Origin of the sequence: Vibrio sp. Vb2960 (assembly GCF_033337665.1) — a bacterium.
In the GTDB taxonomy this organism is placed as follows: Bacteria; Pseudomonadota; Gammaproteobacteria; order Enterobacterales; family Vibrionaceae; genus Vibrio; species Vibrio alginolyticus.
Genome location: NZ_JAWORD010000032.1, coordinates 1 through 18,284, shown reverse-complemented (window position 1 = coordinate 18,284; position 18,284 = coordinate 1). Strand labels below are relative to the sequence as shown.

Sequence of the window (18,284 nt, the reverse complement as noted above, 5' to 3'; positions counted from 1 at the left end):
CCTATTGAATAACAAAATCTGTAAACAGTACTTTTTCAATCACTGGCTTACCGACCGCAGCATTCAGCGCTGCTTTGATATCTTCGGAAGCACGATCGCGCAATTCCACTCGTCCTGTAGGAGAGCGCAATTGATCAACCGTCGCGGAAGCAAACGTTGATAGCATAGAGCTTTCAATCAGTGGCGAATGATACCGCGCCAACTCTTCATTTTCTGCACCGCGAACCATTAACTGCGCTTTAATTTGAACCAACCTATCGCGGCTATCCCCAGTAACGTTAAATACAAATGCCTGAGGAAGATTCACATACGCGATGGGCGCAGCATCCGATGCCTTCACTTGAGCCTGTTGAGACGATTCAGCCTGAGCAGGTTCATCAGAGCCCATTAGAAAAAATGCCGCTGCCCCGCCACCAAGTAGTAATACTACAACAGCGATGATGATGATAAGTAACTTGCTTTTTCCTTTCGGCGCATCGGCCCCTTGTAACTGTTCTTCTGCCATTCTTGTCTCTTATTGTTCTTTTGAGTTACCAAGACGTTTTAGTGAGTTGCTTGGTAACCATATTCCATTGCCGTTAAACGGCCTTTTATGCGTAAAAACTAATTCCATCACGCTTTGAAGCGACATTCAAATCCAGATTGACATCAGATTCAAAACCCTCTTCGGACTGTCCAGAAAAACCGCCACTTTGCGCGCTTTGACCATGTTGTTCAGCAGTATACCTACCTTGCTGTTGCCCGCTGTTTTGTTGCTGGACGGAAGAATCAGCCAGCTGCATACCTTGTTGTGCTAGCATTTCTCTCAAACGAGGGAGCGTCTGTTCAATAATGTCACGAGCTTGCGGGTTGTTCACTGTAAAATGTACATTGGCAACGTCATTATTCATGGTCATACGAATTTGCATACGACCTAACTCTGGTGGATCAAGACGAATATCGAGATTTTTCAGATTCTTCGACATCATCATTTGCACTTTTTCCGCAACTTGCTCGTTGGCTAGCTCTTTAGTTAGTTGCAACGGAAGCTGAGCTTGTTGTGCAGCATCAATACGCGCTTGTTGCTGCACATTAATTCCTTGCTGACCTGCCATAGCCTGAAGCTGTCCAGCGAAGCCGTGTTGGAGGTCCGGCTTATCTTGTCTATCCGCAGTCGCCTTTAGCGCACCAGTCGCCAATGCTGCGTTCATCACTTTCTGGCTAATCTCTCCGTCTTTCACACCTTGAAGCGACGTCGGCACTTGGGCGGCTATCAACATATCGGGCGTTGGAGATAATGCGACTTTATCTCCACTATGAGCAGCTTGAGACTGGAGGGCTTGAGCCGCTGCATGCTGGATTTGCTGAGACACTGCCATAGCTCCAGCCTGGCGAGTTAAATTATGTTGTACTTGTTGCTCTGCGAGAATCTGTTTAATGTCATTAGGGAGCGCAACAAATTGGGCAAGGTCTTGCTCAGGAATATCCGCCGTGATCCTTCCTTGTTTCAACCCTTCAATGATCTGAGCTTCTTGCTGAGTCAGTGGTTTTCCTTGCGCCAACTTGGTATCTATAACTTCAAGTTCATCCAAGGAGACTCGTGGAAGCGCGTCGATGTTGGAACCATCAACGTCTGTTAACAACGGCGACAGCTCATTAGCTACTTCACCACTGACTGCGCTCTTAGTCGTCGGATGGCTGGCTTGTTTCGCTAGCTCTTGCCAAGCAGCAAACTCAGACGAGAGTTTGTCGACATCGATAGGTTGACCATTCTTATCTAAAATTGGCTCTAAGTCTTGTCCTGGGATCATCTGTGCTTGTTCAAGCGAATGAACTGATGGCGTTTCATTCAAAGCCAGCTCATCACGGTGTGTCGAAACGGTTGCTTGCTCGTGGAACGAGTGCACTAAATTCGCTCTCTGAGGCAAAACTTTGCCACTATCGATGGATGCATTACTCGCATTCAGGGTTTGATTCGCTTGTTCAATTCGACCAAGAAGCTGCTGTCCTTCGCCCATCGTGCTTTTTACGTCCATTGTATTTGATGGGTTACTCGTATCAATTGATGTTGATTTCACTTTTTCAGTAGCTTCAACATCATGCTCCAAAGGTGTGCTGTTACTCGCCTTTTGTAAACTTACTTCTTCACTTAAGGTTGCATTCGGTTTGTTTGCTGATATTTCATCAAAATCATGGGTCCTGTCACTGACGGATTCTTGGCTTTCTTGCGCCAACCATTCGTCCGAGACGTTAGCAGAAGAAGTACTGCCTACATCCGCTCTTTCTTTTTCTTCAACCACTGTCGATTCTGTTGCTACTTTTTCGGGCTTTTGTTTACCAGCAAACGCATCGGTTAACGTTTCTAAAAATCCCTTGCTTTCAGTGCTCTCTGCGGACGCTTTAGCGGACACATCAGAAACTGGCGTCTTGGTAGTCGCAGATACATGGGACAAATTCACACTCATTTAGAAACTCTCGTTCTCGTGGCTCTGAGCGTATCGCTGACAGGCAGCAATACTGGCGGCAAACAAAGGTCAAAAAGACCCGATACTGACAGCTAAAATGCAAAAATCACACCACAATATTGAGCCAATTCTCGGCAAGCTAATAGATGGCATGTTTATGGAACAAACATCAACAGTACTATCCGATAACCTGGTTCCTAACATGATGTACAGCTACTTGATTGACTTTGAAAAACGATAAGCGTAAACAGACACTTGGCTTAACAATTAAGGAATCACTTTGAAGATCACAGAATTACGCCAATATAGAATCAGAGCAGGCAAAACAGAACAGTGGCTAAGTTGGATGAAGGAAGAACTGTTGCCCTATCAACGCTCACAAGGCATGCGTGTACTGAATACTTACGTCCACACTGGTGATGATGGACATGACTATTTTGTTTGGCTTAGAGAGTTCGACAATGAACAAGCACGCCAGGCTCTCTACGAAAAAACATACAACGAGTGGTGGGTTCGCGAGATTCGACCGAAGGTGTTTGAGTTAATTGAACAAGACTCAATCAAAGTTACCTTACTTGAATCGGTAGAGATGTAGTCAGCTGCAACACCGTAATGCAATATCGAACCGATAACCTTTAGAAACGATGTGGTTTTCGACTGTAAAGTAAGGTGGAAAACTCGTCCATTTGCTTTTGTTCGCGCTTAGCTTCAGCAAGTTGTTTCTCTTTTTCGCGTTTGTCTATCATCCACTCATAGGATTTGCGTTCTTTACGCACGGTTAACCAATATTCTTTACAGTTTTCAACCTGCTCTTTGAAATGACTTTCTGCTTGCTTTTGCTTAGATAAAGTTTCATCTAGCTGGGTAAGGAATCGATTTAAGTGTCCATATTGACTTGCCGTTAGGCCCGCCTGACCACGGTCGACGAGCTGCTGGCAATAATCAAGCCGATACTTTTCAATTTGTTCAACCTGACGGTAATAATCTTCGAGTTCAGAACGCGCTTTGTTCAGTGCAAGCACAGCTTGGTCTTCACGATCCTTAGTTTGCTCAAGTAGAAACTCCATCGCATTATTCATGCGCTATCACCCACCCAAAATGTTTCTAAGCATATTGACGCACATATCGTATGGCACCGATTCTTTCATGCTCTGCTGCAAGTATTCGTCTAACTTCGGTTTCAAAGTAAATGCGCCATCAATAGCAGGATCGGTACCCGGTTTGTACGCTCCAATCGAGACCAAATCTTGATTCTTGCGACAAATAGACAAGACCTGTCGCACCGCTTTTGACATCAGAACGTGCTCTTCGGTCGTGATTTGCGGCATAACACGGCTCACCGACTTCTCGACATCAATCGCCGGATAATGGCCTGCATCCGCCATTTCACGAGAAAGTACAATATGGCCATCAAGAATGGCTCGCGATGCGTCCGCTATCGGATCTTGCAAATCATCCCCTTCGGTCAACACGGTAAAGAACGCCGTAATCGAGCCTTGTTCGGCACTTCCATTACCCGCTCGCTCAACCAGCGCTGGCAGCTTGGCAAATACAGAAGGCGGGTAGCCTTTCGTCGCTGGCGGCTCACCAACAGAAAGTGCGATTTCACGCTGTGCTTGTGCAAAACGAGTCAACGAGTCCATCAATAGCAGAACATCTAACCCTTGGTCCCGGAAGTATTCAGCAATCGTTAATGCCGTTTGGCACCCCTTTAAGCGCATTAGAGGTGAAGCATCGGCAGGCGCCGCGACCACCACTGAGCGGCGACGACCGTCCTCACCCAAGATCTCTTCGATGAATTCTTTAACTTCACGTCCACGCTCACCTATCAGGCCGACGACCACAACCTGTGCGGTGGTACCTCGCGTCATCATGCCAAGCGTGACCGATTTACCCACACCAGAACCTGCAAACAGACCGATACGCTGACCTTTACCGACCGTCAACAAACCATTGATAGCTTTTAGGCCAACATCGAGCGGTTCAGAAATTGGCTTTCGAGCCAATGGGTTGATTGGTTCGGCATTAAAAGAGGCACGGTGATCGGTATACAAAGGGCCAAGTCCATCAAGTGGATTCCCAACCCCGTCTATAACGCGCCCAAGTAACTCCATGCCGACAGGCAAACCAGCGTCACTGGTTAAAGGGGTGACTCTCGCGCCAGGTAAAATGCCCGTAATTTGTTCGCTTGGCATTAAAAATAGGTTGTCACCTGAAAAGCCGACAACCTCGGCTTCCATCTGACCTGACATGGTTTCCACTAAGCATAAACTGCCAATTGGTGCGCGACAGCCGGTTGCTTCCAACGTTAACCCAACCACACGCACCAGTTTGCCAGAGGCGACAGGGCGCGTCGTAAGGCCTTCAACTTTGTAGCTTTTTAAGCGGTCAGCGAGTGCTTGCATGGATTACTCACCCTCTTGATGACGGTTTGCGCCACAAAAGCTGTGCAATACGCTTTTGACGCGTTCTTCCATGCGATAATTAATGCTTGATTCACCGGCTTCAATCTGGACGTCACCTCGATTTAGCGATGGCTCAGCAACTAACGTCCAGTTGCGACAATTAAGGTCTTCTTCACCATAAGCTGAACGAATAATCGCGACATCTTCTGGATTCAGGTGCAAGGTAATAGGGTGGCCTGATATTGGTAGCGCTTCAACCGACTGTTTCACTGTATCTAAAATAATTTGAGGGTTGGTTTGTACTTCAACGTGCACCACTTCTTTAACTAAACAGAGCACCATATCCACCAGCTGCTTTTCAACCTGAGCATTCATCAACTCCAAAGGTTGAGCAAACTGATTGGCCAAGTTCATAAAAGTTTCAACTTGCTGCTGAATGTATTCTTGCCCTGCAGTTACCCCTTCAGCTTTTCCGAGCTCGAGACCTTCAGCATGGCCGGCTTGCAACCCTTCTTCTTTACCTTTGTCGTAACCTTGCTTAAAGCCAGCTTCCTGACCTTGATGTAAGCCTTCTTGATAAGCACCTTGCTTAATCAGTTCAATTTGTTCTTCGGTTAGCGCAAGTGGCTGCTCTTCTTCAGGCTCATCAAAATTCGGCACCCATCCCGGGTCATAGTTGAACGCGGTTTGTTTTGCTTGTTTGGCTTTAGGCTCGCCATAATCAGGCAGCCCCCAACGTTGAGGTTCGATCATCGAATCATCTTCATCAGGACGGATAAATCCACGTTTTCTATCGCCAGCCATGGGTTACCTATTGTGTGTTCGATTAAGAAGTGAGGGTGCTCCGCAATAGGATAATTGCGAAGCAATAGAAATTATAAGAATTCGTCAGCACCGCCAGACAACATGAGCTCACCAGCATCCGCCATTCGACGAGCAATTGCTAAGATTTCTTTCTGAGCGGCTTCTACATCTGCCACTCGTACTGGCGGCATCGCTTCTATGTCATCACGCATCATATCAGCAGCACGTTTAGACATGTTCTTAAAGACTTTCTCACGTAACGAGTCATCTGCACCTTTGAGTGCTTTTTGCAACACGTCTTGTGGTACGTCACGCAGCAACTTCTGAATACCTTGGTCGTCCACCTCGACTAAGTTTTCGAAGACAAACATTAGGTCTTGGATTTGCGTCGCCATGTCTTCGTCCTGATCGCGAATTTGTTCCATCAACAAACCTTCGACGTTGTTGTCTAGGTAGTTCATGATCTCCGCTGCTGCTTTCAGGCCGCCAATTTTGGCTGCTTGTGCACCCGCTTGACCCGCGAACTGTTTCTCCATGATTTCGTTCAGCTCTGCCAATGCTGATGGCTGAACTTCTTCAAGGTTGGCAATACGCATCATCAGATCCAAACGCACGCGCTCAGGGAACTGAGACAAAATCTCTGCAGATTGGTCTGCTTCTAAATAAGACAATACGATAGTTTGAATCTGTGGGTGTTCATTGACAATAATGCTCGCCACTTGGCGTGGGTCCATCCATTTCAAAGAATCCAAGCCTTTTGAGCCCGTACCAAGTAGGATCTGGTCAACTAAGTTGTTGGCTTTGTCTTCACCAAGAGCGGCAACCAGTGCATTACGCATAAAGTCTTCGCTGCCCATACCAATGTTGGTGTATTTCTGGATATCCTCCAAAAACGCACGATGAACAGCAGATACCTTGTCTTGGCTGAGATCCTTCGCGCGAGCCATCGCACTACCAACACGCTGAACCTGTTTTGGTTCTAGGTGACGGATAATGCCAGCTGCATCTTGTTCATTAAGGCTCAGTAGCAAAATTGCCGCTTTTTCTTCGCCAGTAATGGTTGAAACATCCAGCTCTACTGGCATTCCCGCAGCGTTATCATCTTGAGGTACGATATCGTTAGCCATTGTCATTCATCCAGTTTTTCACTACTTGAGCAGCCAGTTCAGGTTCATTCGCAACCAGAGCGCGAACCGCTTTCAATACATCTTCATCTTTATGAAGGTTTGGCAAATCAATACTTGAGCCAAACTCGAACAGTTCGCTGCTTTCGATGTCACTGCCAATCAAGCTAGTTTCACCATCCGCACCAATCGGCAAGCCGTCTGGTCCGTACATTTCGTCTTCATCATCGCTGGTAGGGTTAAGCAATTTCTTCATTGCTGGGCGAACCAGAACCAACACAACCACAATAATCACTAATGCACTTGCGAACCAACGAACCCAATCACTGAAGTTAGGGTGCTCCCAAATTGGTGGTTCTTCTAGCTGCTCAGCCTCTGGCTCAGCAAACTTTACACTCAATACATTCAGCAAATCGCCACGGCCTTGATCAAAGCCAACGGTACCAATTAATACTTGGCGAATGGCATTGATTTCAGATTCAGACATTGGGGTATAAGTCACTTCACCCGTATCAGGATTAACTTGACGACGGTCTTTAATCGCAACAGAAACGGTCTGACGAGCCACCGTCCCGGTCTGCTTTCGCTCGTGGCTGATGGTGGTATCTAGCTCAAAGTTACGCGTGGACTCTTTACGAACTGACCCCTGCCCCATGACAGAACCATCTTTCATTTGAGCCACATCTTGCGGAATAGAGGCATCCGCTGGAGGCTGATTACTCAACGCACCCGGAATACCCGCTACCATGTTACCGTTATTGTAATCTTCGAGTGCGTACTCACTGCGGGTCGCAGGGGTATTTGGATCAAAGCGTTTGCGGGTTTGTTCAACCGCACTGAAGTCCATTTGGATATCAACCTGCGCCGTATAGTTGCCATAACCTAAAATGGGTAATAGTACGGAATCAATTTTTTCGCGCAGCGCTTGCTCTTGGCTGCGTTCTAATTCTTGTTCTTTGCGTCGCGCCGCAGAAGCAGGATCTTGGGAGCCTGAGCTGAGTAAGCGGCCATGCTGATCTGTGACGGTAATTCGAGAAGTTTTCATTCCCGGCACGGCACTCGCTACCATGTCGACAATAGAATCGACTTCTTGTTGCTTAAGGTTCGTGCCTGTCGACAATGTCAAAAATACCGACGCAGACGCTTCTTGGTTATGACGCACAAACACGCTGTGCTTTGGCAGTGCCAATAACACTCGTGCTTTGCGAACTTGCTTCATTTCTTCAATCGCTTGAGCCAATTGGCGCTCTCGACTGAGTTTGAGACGCTCTTGCTCGAGACGTTGTGAAACACCAAAACCCATGTCTTGCAGCAAAATATCATCGCCTGCTTCTGTAGCTTGGTTAACGCCGGAACGAACCATGCCAAGTTTGATCGAGTTGTACTCACTCGATTCAACAGAAACAGTATTGCCATCAAGCTTATAATTGATTTTCTGCTGGTCCAGATAATCCAGAACGGGGATCAATTCTTCGGTCTCGTACGCACCAAGTGGGCGCATCTCCGGTTCTTTGACCCAAAAGAACAGCATCACGATCAATGCAACACAGATGGATATCGACAGCACAAGCACAACCTGACGAAGTAAATCGAGGTCGCCCACTGCCATATCGAATTTTGACGCACTGCGCTCCTCTAGATCTGGATTTTGACTCTCCACATCCACATCGGAACTTGCTACCAGTGCACCATCTGAGCCGCCTTCAGTGACGGTTAAATCTGTAGACTTGTCTGCCACACTTATTACCTAAATTACACTGGCATGTTCATGAGGTCTTTATATGCCTCAACGAGTTTATTGCGAATTTGAACCGTCGCATCAAAAGCGACACTAGACTTGTTACGAGCGATCATAACGTCAGAAAGGGATACATCGGCATCACCACGATCAAAACGGGTTTGTAAATCACCAGATGCTTTTTGAAGTGTGTTCACGTTATTGATGGCTTTAGTTAGGAGATCGTTAAAATCTGCTCCAACTTTCGCCCCACTTGCAGTAGGAGCCGTATTGGTTGCTTCTACCATCATGGCGCGCATTTCTGCCTGAATACCATCAATTTTCATTAGCACCTCTAAGCCAAAAGATTGACTATTAACAAAACTGATTATTGACACAGCAATTAACGTGCCATAAGACATTAGTAATCAATTTACTTACACTTTTTGTCTTATGGCCGTTGTCTGTGTTAATTCGGGATATCTATACCAGCATCACGCATTTTGGCAAGCTTATAGCGCAAGGTTCGAGGGCTTATACCCAGTTTCTCCGCCATTTCTTTGCGTCGACCATTACACTCAACCAAAGTCTCCAAAATAATGGCGTATTCTTGATCGCGCAGCTCGCTGCCTAAGCCTTCTCCACCAGTTACTGGGCGGCTGACACTCTCAGCTTGAGCAACTGGCTTAACATTGGGCACGACCATATCTGCATTTTGCACCACGTGTTGCAAGCTATTGGCATCTTGCCAATCTACGCCCTCAAGCAAAATGTGCTCTGCATCGATGTCGCCATTTTCACTTAATATCAGCGCTCGTTGAACCACGTTATCCAATTCACGAACATTACCCGGCCAAGGGTATTGCAATAGTTTTTCTAACGCAACGGTCGAGAATTGAGGCACTGGCATGCCCATTTTGCTGCAATGACGCTCAGCAAGATGCTTGGCAAGCGGTGCAATATCGCCTTTACGTTCTTTAAGTGCAGGCCACGCAATTGGGAATACATTCAGGCGGTAATATAAGTCCTCTCTGAAGTTTCCTTCTGACACGTATTGCTTAAGATCACGGTTACTCGTCGCTAACACACGAACATCTAACTTGATGCTTTTGCGACTGCCAAGGCGCTCTACTTCTCGCTCTTGCAAAACACGCAACAACTTCGCTTGCAGGTTCAAATCCATTTCGCTGATTTCATCAAGCAAGATTGTGCCACCTTGCGCTTGTTCAAACTTTCCTGGGCATGCCTGAACAGCACCAGTAAATGCGCCCTTTTCATAGCCAAACAGTGTTGCTTCGAGCATATTGTCAGGAATCGCGGCACAGTTAATTGCGACAAAAGGACCATTTTTACGATTTGACGCGTTGTGAATATAACGCGACATCACTTCTTTACCTGAGCCACTCGGACCTAGCACCATAACATTCGCATCTGTACGCGCCACTTTATCGGCCAACGCGAGTAAGCTCAGACTTTTCTCATCAGCAACGATAGCGTCACCGTTGTCATCACTTTTTATCGGTGCATAACGACTGACCATATTTAGCAACACTTCTGGTGCAAATGGTTTCGCCATGTAGTCAATCGCGCCGTCTTTCATTGCCGACACGGCATCTTCAATATTGGCGTACGCCGTCATTAGCAATACTGGTAAGTTAGGCCAATTCTGCTTGATGCTTTTGAGCAGAGCTAAGCCACCCATACCCGCCATTTGCACATCAGAAACGACGATATCAACCGTATTCGATTTCAGCTTTAACAGTGCATCTTCAGCACAGTCCGCTTCCAACCACTCATACCCTGCCAGAGCCAGAGTATCGACTAGGGCTTCACGAAGACCTTCATCGTCTTCTACGATCAGCACTTTGCTTTGCGCCATTATGATTCTCCAGAAATTGTTATTACCAAAAGCCGCTTATTGCGCTTCTGTTTGCACTCGCTCTAGCGGAATGCACATGGTGAAGCAGGCTCCATCACCCTGCTCTGAAATAAGTTCCAATCGACCGTCATGGGCACGGCAAACCATTTGAACAACTGCCAACCCTAATCCAGTTCCTTGAGAACGTGTGGTAAAAAATGGCTCCATGATTTTGGCTTGCAGTTCTTCGGGCACTCCCGGTCCGCTGTCTTGCACAGAAATGCGTAACTCACCATTTACCGGGCGGAAAAAAATATCGACTTGCGATTCTTTACCAGACATTTGAATCGCATTCATGACCAGATTACTTAATGCGGATGCAATGGCGTTCGCATTGCCTAGTAGCTCAGTTTGTTCTTCTTCCACTTCTAGGCAGTAATCAATACTGTTGTTTTTTAGCGCGGTTTCGACCATCGGCTGATATTCCGCTACCAACTGGGCAATCGTGAATGGCTTAATGACTTTATTATCACCACCTTTAGCAAAAAGCAGCATATCATTAACCTGCTTTTCCAAATCGTGCAGTCGATCCATTAATTTGGTTTGGAAGCGATCTTTTGTCGCTGGAGGAAGATTTGGCGCTCCCAAATTGGATGCATATAACATAGCGCTCGACAGCGGCGTTCTTACTTGGTGAGCAAGCGACGCAACCATACGTCCTAACGACGATAAGCGCTGTAAATCACTGACACGAGCTTGAAGTAAACGGGTTTCGGTTAAATCGGTAATCAGGATCAATTGACCTGTTGTGGACGCCGAGATGGCGAGTCGAACTTTACGGCCATTCCGCAGGGAAACTTCATGGCCATCATCTTCACGTGGGTCAAACACCGCCTGGATAACGTTGAACCATTTTTCGTTAACCAGTGGAATCTCAAGAATTCGGTGCGCTTCTGGATTTGCTTCACGCACTACTCCGTACGTATCGAGCAAAATCACTCCAGCAGGCATCACATCGAGCACCTGTTTGTAGCGCTCAACCTGATTCTCTACGGAATCTAAATGGGATTGATTGGTGTTGTTATCCATTACTGCCTGTCGAAATATCGCCGCTAAAACTAAAATAGCTTGGTAAGCAATTAGCGTACCAAGCTATTTTTTTATATTTATCAGGACGTTAAGCCATCGACAATAAGTTGACACTCAGAGATAACGGTTTTGGATGCCAGAAAAGCGATGTTAACCAGCCCAAGTGATTATTCAGATATCGTCTTAAAACTTCACTTTACCTAGCGCTGTAAGTTGTACTTACGCATTTTTTCCACCAGCGTAGTACGTCGCATACCCAGCATGTCGGCCGCTCTTGCAACAACGCCACCCTGCGCTTCTAATGCTTGGCTGATCATATTAACTTCTAAATCAGCCAGCAGCTCTTTCAAATTAACCCCTTCCGGTGGCAGCGCTTGCGGGGCGTTCATGCTGTGATCAAGGTCGTCTTGATCTTCAAAGCTAAAATCTTCAGAGAAGATATCTTGGAATACATCACGCTCTTGCTCTTCCACCGAAACAAATGGATTGCTCTCTGGTTGGAACTCTGGGATGTCACTGTAGCGATATTTGGTTGGTAGATGGTTTACATCCACCAAGCTATTTGGATACAGAATAATCATTCGCTCAACAAGATTAGCCAACTCGCGTACGTTGCCCGGCCAGTTATGCTCCATCAGTGAGTTGATTGCACGAGGTGTAAAGCAGATAGGTTGTCCGCCTTCCGCCTCTAAACGTGTCATCAGTTCTTGCAGCAGCAATGGTATATCTTGTTTGCGCTCTTTCAGCGCTGGCATCTCAATTGGAAACACGTTCAGACGATAGAACAAGTCTTCTCGGAACGTGCCTTCTTCAATCATATTTTCTAGATTACGGTGTGTCGCCGCCACAACTCGAACATTTACCTTGATGGTACTATTGCCACCTACACGTTCAAAGCAGCGTTCTTGCAATACACGAAGCAACTTTACTTGCATCGACATTGGCATATCGCCAATCTCATCAAGAAAGATAGTGCCACCATCTGCGAGCTCAAATCGACCTTTACGGGCAGTTAACGCACCAGTAAACGCGCCTTTTTCGTGACCAAATAATTCGCTTTCTAGGAGCTCAGGCGGTATTGCACCACAGTTAATAGGTACAAATGCGCCATCGCGGTATGAAGAGTGATAGTGGATGTTACGCGCAACAACTTCTTTACCCGTACCGGACTCACCTAAGATCAACACGTTTGCTTCCGTGTTTGATACTTGCTCAATCAGGTGTCGAACTTCTTGAATACCTCTACTTTGACCAACTAAGCTGCGAAAAAGCGTGTTTTTGCGTGCACTAGCAACAACATTCACTCCTTTTCGCCCCAGAAAATCTTTGCAGTGGCGTAACGCTTCACTAAGCTGTGGGTAATTAAGCGGCAGCTCTAGTTCACCAACAAAATTTGGAAGATCATCAACAGGCAAAGGAAAACGGCCCATGACTAGAAGAGGGATGTGGTAAGCGCTGTTTAAATGAGAGATAACCGTACTCGCCGCTTGACCTGCTGGAATATTACCAACAATACAGCACGACCATACGCTAGACCAATCAACATCGCTGAGCTGATCAGAACTGACCGCTTCGCAATTTTCTCCAACAAATTCCAATATATTGCTTAAATTTAAACGACTTGATGCGTCATCATCAATTACAAGCAGCTTTGCCAAACCATGCATAAGTAAGAATGATTGCCTTTATTTTAGGTGCGTTGCGGCCAAACCTTGATTTGCGCAATTGGGTGCTAAAGAAGGCAGAACCACCACACTCAATTTACGATAGACAAAATAGGAAAATCAGCAACAAAAAAGCCATTAGGGCTACTAATGGCTTCTATTTTATTTGAATATAAAAATAAGGCAACCAAGCAATGGAGAGGTGTGAGCTTGATAGAAACTTTGCTACACAACTCGTTGCGCAATTGACAAATATATTCGTCTAGTATCTTAACGCATTGTTTTGACTATTAAATACCAACTTCAGCAGCGGTAAGATTATGAAACTCTGTTGGGATTTGGTCCCAAGCGGACTTGATCTCACGGATAATATCGATAACGTCGTCGATCAGCTGAGGCTCATTTTGATGGTTAGCAGCAGAAATTTGCGTGATCATAAACTCATACAGTGAATCTAAGTTTGAAGCAATATCACCACCGTCATCCATAGATAGACAGCTGCGTAGCGCGATAATGATGTCTAACGCTTTACCTAAGCGCTCACCTTTTGCTGGAATATTGCCTGCTTGCATGGCTGCTTTACCTTGAATAAGGCGCTCAATCGCACCAGCCATAAGCATTTGAATGACTTTGTGCGGAGAAGCCGCGCTAAGCTGGCTGTCGACTGATACCTTTTTGTATGCTTGCAAAGAACCGCGCATAGTAATCCTCTTTTAAATAAATTTTTTGTACTGCTGAAGTGAACGCTGGCCATAACGAAACTTATGGAGCTCTTTTCCGACCTTTGACGTTTCCGATAGCATCAGCTCGACAATTCTTTTGGTACGAGTTAGCAATGCTTGCCACTCTGCATCCTGCTTAACCAAAGGATTTTGATGAATAATTGGTAACAGGTTTTGCAATAACCGTTCCCTGATATCGACCAAGCGAAGAATTTCTTCAGCATTAAAATCAATTTTTTCTAATTCTTGCGTAATTAGTTGATCTATATCACTAATTTCCATGAGTTCTTTTTGCATTTATTAACCCAACGCACTCATCAAAGCGCCCAACTGGCCCTGCATTTTACCGGTCGCATCTTGCATCGCGGTAAACTTCGCATGAGTACGCTTCTCTAGGCTTTCCATGCGGCGATCTAATGCCGCTTGATCGTCACTCAAACGGTAATTTTGTTCTGTGAGACTTTTTTCTCGAGTACGAATACTGCCTGTAATACCTGTGATACCGTGAATCGCATCTTCTACTCGTTTAGCAAAACCTGTGTTGCCACCGAAGAACTTTTCTAACTCGTTGAAGTTATTGTTCAACTGGCGGTCTAGCATGTCATAGTTGATTTCTAGTGTGCCTTGACGTGTGGTCGTAATGCCAAATTCTGTTAAGGACTTTAGGTTTTCAGGTGCTTTATCGATTCGAGTAGAAAAAACCGATTTTAATCGTGAATCTGCACTGCGTACGGTGCTGTCACCTGACAACGGCCCTTTTTGACCAGTTACCGGATCCACACTCGCCAACGCTTGGGAGGTTTGATAAAACGAGTTATACGCTGCCACAAAGTTTTCGATATCGTTGCGTACACTTTGACGGTCGTACTCGACACCAATTTCAGCAGGCGGTTTATTCGGTTCTGATTTGCCTTTTAGTGTTAAATCAACACCTTCGATCGCATCTTCAATCACATTGTTGTGGCTAGATAGCTTTGCCACGCCATCAAGCAGAACTTCTGAATCTTGCCCTGCTTGTACTTCTGTCATCCCAAGGTATTCTTCAAAAGCAGATTGTGCCTTTGCGATTTTCGCTTCTGCTTCATCAATTTTTTCCAGACGCTCACGTTCTTGAGGATCAAGTTTAGCGCGATGAATTTGCTTAGCTTGCGCTTCGGACAGTTCACCACGTGCCACTTTTTCGTCTAACGCTTGCTTTTCACTCGCAATTTTTTGCTCGATTTCCGCTTTTTCTTGCTCGAGAAGCTGCTTAGCCTCTTTCGTCGTAACGTAAGAATCGGTTAGGGTGCCCGATGCGGCATTATTCCAGCCTGGTACATCTGGTGCCTTCTCTATTGCCTTTTCGTCGAGTTCGAGCTCTGGTTCTTCATAAGAGTCCAACAAAGTACCTGACGCAGTTTCTGTCCACCCTGGAATTCTGTCTTCAGGGCGTAAACTCGCGCGTCGGTTGGCTTCATCAATGGCTTCTTGACCAGCTTTGGCTGCTTCTGCACCCGCCGCAGAGATTGGCGCTTGCGATGCATCATCTTGTACATCGTCTGCCGCTTTTTGCTCTTCTGGAGGTAGAGGATTGCCGTTTGCATCCAGCTCTTCTGCTGGTTGTTCCGGAAATTTAAGAGGACCTAAGACATCTTCCGCCGCTGAACGAGCTTCTTCAAGCGCGTTGACGCGGTCTTCAAGTGTTTGGTATTCGAAATATTTAAGAGGGTTGCCTTTTTCTGCCTCCACACTGACTCTGATTTGATGATCCTTACCAGAGAGGTTAGAAGCAAGGATAAGGCGTGGACCTTCGACGTCGTTAATAAGAGATGCACGAACGCCAGGGTTATCTTTAGCGCCATTGATGCCACGTACGACATCGATGAGCTTAGATCGGGAACGAACATCGATATTAAAACGCTCATCACCAAGCGAAATCTGCAGCTTACCAGGGCCAAATTTTGCGTCTTCTGGCAATACGTCAGAAGCGACTTTATGGCTCTGAGCAAGCTGCAACACATCGATAGCATATTTGCCAGCGATAGCATCTGTGGTTGCCGTGGCAGATACGATATTGTCATCGGTCGTTTCGACAGTGCGAACGGCAAATGCTTTCTCCTGACGAAAGTTCGCCATGAGATTTTTCATCGTATCCAATGATTCTCTGAGTCGTCCGTAAGCACTGATACTGGCATTAATTGTCGTGCGTTCGTTGTCGATGCGTTGCTGCTTTGGTACGCGTTCGGCATCCACAATTTTGCTGACCATGGAATTAATATCCATGCCGCCAGACATCCCCAAAGGGCCTAAACTCATCAAATCACCTCTAAAAACGACTTACACTTTTTCAGTCAACAACCCGCTGTTGGCTGTGTGCTCAGCTAGGCGACGCAATACCACTAGCATTTCTTCATCAGGAATTTGACGAATCACGTCACCGGTATTGGCTTCATAAATCGTCACCACATCTCGTCCGGATTCTTCATCCACTCGAAATGCGACTCCTTTGTTTATGGACGTTACAAATTCATTCATTTGTGCGACCAATTTTTCACGTTCTTCTTTGTTCAGTTCTTGACGGCTTTCAGCCATCTCGATCGCAGCTTGAACAGAGAAGTCGTATTCGGTGTTTTTCGCTTTTTGCGGCGAAATCTCACCATTTGAATTTGCTGGGCTAGACGTGCCTATATCATTGCCATTTTTACTTGCAAACTTTGTGCCATTTGGCGTGCCGTAAGGCTGGATGTTCGATGCGTAGGAGGATATATCCATTACAATCTCCCTTCCACCTTATGGGCTAACGATAGAATCTATCGCTTTGGTGCCCCAGCACTAAGGTGTTGACCTCAGGCTGGGTTTACCACTTAGCCCAACAAGCTTAGCGCTGCAGATGGAGACTGCTTCGCTTGAGCCAGGATTGAAGTACTTGCTTGCTGAAGAATTTGCGACTTAGTCATCGCAGTGGTTTCCTTCGCGTAATCAGTATCTTTAATACGGCTTTTAGACGCGTTAACGTTCTCGTTAATGTTGTCTAGGTTGCTGATTGCGTGGTTGAAGCGGTTTTGGAAAGCACCGAGTGAAGCTCGTTGGCTGTCTACGGACTTAAGAGCACCGTCGATAACCGCTACTGCTTCTTGAGAGCCAGCTACTGTGGTTACATCGATGTCTTTCACTGTTACGTCTTTCGGGCCACCAAAGCCGATCTCGTCTGCTAGGTTGCCAGAAAACTCAACATCACCTTCAACTTTTTGAGAAGAAGCAAATACTTGTAGTTTGCCATCTTCGCCAACAGAGGCTTTTACATCATCGTTTTGACCGTTGATGTATGTCGCTAGCTGCTCAATATCATCGCCTTGCTTAGCGCTGATTGATAGCTCTTTCTCTTCACCCTGCTTGTTGGTGTAGCTCATTTTGAACTCTGTTTTCTCACCAACAGTCCAAGATGCGTCTTTACCCTCTTCTGCTGCGTAGCTCTTACCACCCATTGCTGAAGTGTCTGAGCGTAGGTTACCCATAGAAAGCATCACTGCTTCACCTGAGTCCGCACCGATTTGGAAAGATTGAGTACCGTAAGTACCGTTTAGAAGCTTGTTACCACCGAAAGAGGTAGTTTCAGCAATACGGTTTAGCTCGTCGTTTAGCGCTGTTACTTCTTCTTGGATCGCTACACGTTCTGCTTTTGAGTTAGAGCCGTTCGCCGATTGAAGCGAAAGATCACGCATACGTTGTAGGATGTTGGTAGATTCATTCATTGCACCTTCAGCAACCTGTGCAATAGAAATACCGTCGTTTGCGTTTTTCACTGCCATGTCTAGGCCACGGCTTTGTGCATTCAAACGGTTTGAAATCTGTAGACCTGCAGCATCGTCTTTCGCGCTATTGATTTTATAACCCGAAGACAAACGCTCCATTGATTTTTGTTGACCGTCAGCTGCCTGGTTTAGGTAACGCTGTGCAGTCATCGCAGAAACGTTAGTATTAACGTTAATCGCCATAATTGATCTCCTTAAGGCTTTAGTGAATGTACCGTCGTGTCTCTCACCTCACTTAGGTACATCTCATTTCTCTCAGTCCCTTTAACGGCGACCGATGAATATCCTTTAGAAGAAATTTTCAATTTTTTGCGATTATTTTCTTTGGCTTACTGAAATGTGATGAAGCTCTAATGTCGTGATTCGCAGAAATCCTGGGGCCCCAAAAGACAGAAAAAAACCCAGCCGAAGCTGGGTTTACTCGCTCATCTCTCACCACGAGCCAATGAGGTTCTCGTCTTAGGTTTGAAATTAACCTAGCAGACTTAGCGCTGAGTTTGGCGCTTGTTTCGCTTGCGCAAGGATTGAGCTTGACGCTTGCGATAGAATTTGTGACTTGGTCATTGCCGTCGTTTCTTTCGCGAAGTCAGTATCTTTGATACGGCTCTTCGACGCATTCACGTTCTCGTTAATGTTGTCCAAGTTGCTGATTGCGTGGTTGAAACG

Annotated in this window: 19 protein-coding genes; 2 read left to right on the top strand and 17 right to left on the bottom strand. The window is 46.1% G+C overall.

The genetic code is table 11. The features are described from left to right. Window position 1 precedes the first annotated feature (1 nt). A complete protein-coding gene (fliL, locus tag R7O03_RS20975) occupies window positions 2-505 on the bottom strand; it encodes a flagellar basal body-associated protein FliL (protein ID WP_005380477.1) in 504 nt (167 codons plus the stop codon). 85 nt (window positions 506-590) lie between these two features. Beyond that, complete coding sequence (locus R7O03_RS20970; protein WP_318123429.1) at window positions 591-2,444, bottom strand: flagellar hook-length control protein FliK; 1,854 nt, start codon at window positions 2,442-2,444, stop codon at window positions 591-593. Between the two features lie 97 nt (window positions 2,445-2,541). Here R7O03_RS20970 and R7O03_RS20965 point away from each other — a divergent pair, with 97 nt between their 5' ends. Further along, window positions 2,542-2,685 (top strand): hypothetical protein, encoded by a 144-nt coding sequence (locus R7O03_RS20965; protein ID WP_170897464.1) that lies wholly within the window; start codon window positions 2,542-2,544, stop codon window positions 2,683-2,685. Between the two features lie 39 nt (window positions 2,686-2,724). Beyond that, on the top strand, window positions 2,725-3,039 hold the full coding sequence (locus tag R7O03_RS20960; RefSeq protein WP_005380475.1) for an NIPSNAP family protein: 315 nt from the start codon (window positions 2,725-2,727) through the stop codon (window positions 3,037-3,039). A gap of 40 nt (window positions 3,040-3,079) precedes the next feature. Here the strand turns inward: R7O03_RS20960 and fliJ are convergent, their stop codons facing one another. From fliJ to R7O03_RS20885, 15 genes are all read right to left on the bottom strand, one after another. Beyond that, complete coding sequence (gene fliJ / locus R7O03_RS20955) at window positions 3,080-3,523, bottom strand: flagellar export protein FliJ (RefSeq protein ID WP_005380474.1); 444 nt, start codon at window positions 3,521-3,523, stop codon at window positions 3,080-3,082. A gap of 6 nt (window positions 3,524-3,529) precedes the next feature. Further along, on the bottom strand, window positions 3,530-4,849 hold the full coding sequence (gene fliI / locus R7O03_RS20950; RefSeq protein WP_005384474.1) for a flagellar protein export ATPase FliI: 1,320 nt from the start codon (window positions 4,847-4,849) through the stop codon (window positions 3,530-3,532). Between the two features lie 3 nt (window positions 4,850-4,852). Beyond that, window positions 4,853-5,653: a flagellar assembly protein FliH gene (gene fliH, locus R7O03_RS20945; protein WP_005394317.1), complete on the bottom strand. Its 801-nt coding sequence runs from the start codon at window positions 5,651-5,653 to the stop codon at window positions 4,853-4,855. Window positions 5,654-5,724: 71 nt separating this feature from the next. Then, on the bottom strand, window positions 5,725-6,780 hold the full coding sequence (fliG, locus tag R7O03_RS20940) for a flagellar motor switch protein FliG (RefSeq protein WP_005380470.1): 1,056 nt from the start codon (window positions 6,778-6,780) through the stop codon (window positions 5,725-5,727). Next, window positions 6,773-8,515 carry a flagellar basal-body MS-ring/collar protein FliF gene (gene fliF, locus R7O03_RS20935; RefSeq protein ID WP_005380462.1) on the bottom strand — a complete coding sequence of 581 codons (1,743 nt, stop codon included), beginning with the start codon at window positions 8,513-8,515 and terminating at the stop codon, window positions 6,773-6,775. The genes fliG and fliF overlap by 8 nt, the downstream gene beginning before the upstream one ends. A gap of 14 nt (window positions 8,516-8,529) precedes the next feature. Beyond that, the gene (gene fliE, locus R7O03_RS20930) at window positions 8,530-8,841 is read right to left on the bottom strand and encodes a flagellar hook-basal body complex protein FliE (protein ID WP_005384482.1); all 312 of its coding nucleotides are present in this window, start codon (window positions 8,839-8,841) and stop codon (window positions 8,530-8,532) included. A gap of 122 nt (window positions 8,842-8,963) precedes the next feature. Then, entirely contained in the window at window positions 8,964-10,373 is a 1,410-nt protein-coding gene (locus tag R7O03_RS20925) for a sigma-54-dependent transcriptional regulator (protein ID WP_005380460.1), read from the bottom strand. A 36-nt stretch (window positions 10,374-10,409) separates the two neighbouring features. Next, window positions 10,410-11,441 (bottom strand): sensor histidine kinase, encoded by a 1,032-nt coding sequence (locus R7O03_RS20920; protein WP_005380459.1) that lies wholly within the window; start codon window positions 11,439-11,441, stop codon window positions 10,410-10,412. Between the two features lie 200 nt (window positions 11,442-11,641). Beyond that, on the bottom strand, window positions 11,642-13,108 hold the full coding sequence (locus R7O03_RS20915) for a sigma-54 dependent transcriptional regulator (RefSeq protein ID WP_005384490.1): 1,467 nt from the start codon (window positions 13,106-13,108) through the stop codon (window positions 11,642-11,644). Window positions 13,109-13,395: 287 nt separating this feature from the next. Further along, window positions 13,396-13,806 carry a flagellar export chaperone FliS gene (fliS, locus tag R7O03_RS20910; RefSeq protein WP_005380457.1) on the bottom strand — a complete coding sequence of 137 codons (411 nt, stop codon included), beginning with the start codon at window positions 13,804-13,806 and terminating at the stop codon, window positions 13,396-13,398. 12 nt (window positions 13,807-13,818) lie between these two features. Continuing rightward, window positions 13,819-14,124, bottom strand: a complete 306-nt coding sequence (locus R7O03_RS20905) for a flagellar protein FliT (RefSeq protein WP_258481782.1) — start codon at window positions 14,122-14,124, stop codon at window positions 13,819-13,821. 3 nt (window positions 14,125-14,127) lie between these two features. After that, window positions 14,128-16,122, bottom strand: a complete 1,995-nt coding sequence (gene fliD / locus R7O03_RS20900; protein WP_154205107.1) for a flagellar filament capping protein FliD — start codon at window positions 16,120-16,122, stop codon at window positions 14,128-14,130. A 21-nt stretch (window positions 16,123-16,143) separates the two neighbouring features. After that, window positions 16,144-16,578: a flagellar protein FlaG gene (gene flaG, locus R7O03_RS20895; protein WP_213880839.1), complete on the bottom strand. Its 435-nt coding sequence runs from the start codon at window positions 16,576-16,578 to the stop codon at window positions 16,144-16,146. Between the two features lie 92 nt (window positions 16,579-16,670). Continuing rightward, on the bottom strand, window positions 16,671-17,801 hold the full coding sequence (locus R7O03_RS20890) for a flagellin (protein WP_005380449.1): 1,131 nt from the start codon (window positions 17,799-17,801) through the stop codon (window positions 16,671-16,673). A gap of 288 nt (window positions 17,802-18,089) precedes the next feature. Then, a partial coding sequence (locus R7O03_RS20885) for a flagellin (RefSeq protein WP_031855108.1) occupies window positions 18,090-18,284 on the bottom strand: 195 nt, incomplete at its 5' end.

What these genes read in the sequence shown, in the direction of transcription:
- fliL (WP_005380477.1), bottom strand. Translation starts at nt 505, where the DNA reads ATGGCAGAAGAACAGTTACAAGGGGCCGATGCGCCGAAAGGAAAAAGC.
- R7O03_RS20970 (WP_318123429.1), bottom strand. Translation starts at nt 2,444, where the DNA reads ATGAGTGTGAATTTGTCCCATGTATCTGCGACTACCAAGACGCCAGTT.
- R7O03_RS20965 (WP_170897464.1), top strand. Translation starts at nt 2,542, where the DNA reads ATGCAAAAATCACACCACAATATTGAGCCAATTCTCGGCAAGCTAATA.
- fliJ (WP_005380474.1), bottom strand. Translation starts at nt 3,523, where the DNA reads ATGAATAATGCGATGGAGTTTCTACTTGAGCAAACTAAGGATCGTGAA.
- fliI (WP_005384474.1), bottom strand. Translation starts at nt 4,849, where the DNA reads ATGCAAGCACTCGCTGACCGCTTAAAAAGCTACAAAGTTGAAGGCCTT.
- fliH (WP_005394317.1), bottom strand. Translation starts at nt 5,653, where the DNA reads ATGGCTGGCGATAGAAAACGTGGATTTATCCGTCCTGATGAAGATGAT.
- fliG (WP_005380470.1), bottom strand. Translation starts at nt 6,780, where the DNA reads ATGGCTAACGATATCGTACCTCAAGATGATAACGCTGCGGGAATGCCA.
- fliE (WP_005384482.1), bottom strand. Translation starts at nt 8,841, where the DNA reads ATGAAAATTGATGGTATTCAGGCAGAAATGCGCGCCATGATGGTAGAA.
- R7O03_RS20925 (WP_005380460.1), bottom strand. Translation starts at nt 10,373, where the DNA reads ATGGCGCAAAGCAAAGTGCTGATCGTAGAAGACGATGAAGGTCTTCGT.
- R7O03_RS20920 (WP_005380459.1), bottom strand. Translation starts at nt 11,441, where the DNA reads ATGGATAACAACACCAATCAATCCCATTTAGATTCCGTAGAGAATCAG.
- R7O03_RS20915 (WP_005384490.1), bottom strand. Translation starts at nt 13,108, where the DNA reads ATGCATGGTTTGGCAAAGCTGCTTGTAATTGATGATGACGCATCAAGT.
- fliS (WP_005380457.1), bottom strand. Translation starts at nt 13,806, where the DNA reads ATGCGCGGTTCTTTGCAAGCATACAAAAAGGTATCAGTCGACAGCCAG.
- R7O03_RS20905 (WP_258481782.1), bottom strand. Translation starts at nt 14,124, where the DNA reads ATGCAAAAAGAACTCATGGAAATTAGTGATATAGATCAACTAATTACG.
- fliD (WP_154205107.1), bottom strand. Translation starts at nt 16,122, where the DNA reads ATGAGTTTAGGCCCTTTGGGGATGTCTGGCGGCATGGATATTAATTCC.
- flaG (WP_213880839.1), bottom strand. Translation starts at nt 16,578, where the DNA reads ATGGATATATCCTCCTACGCATCGAACATCCAGCCTTACGGCACGCCA.
- R7O03_RS20890 (WP_005380449.1), bottom strand. Translation starts at nt 17,801, where the DNA reads ATGGCGATTAACGTTAATACTAACGTTTCTGCGATGACTGCACAGCGT.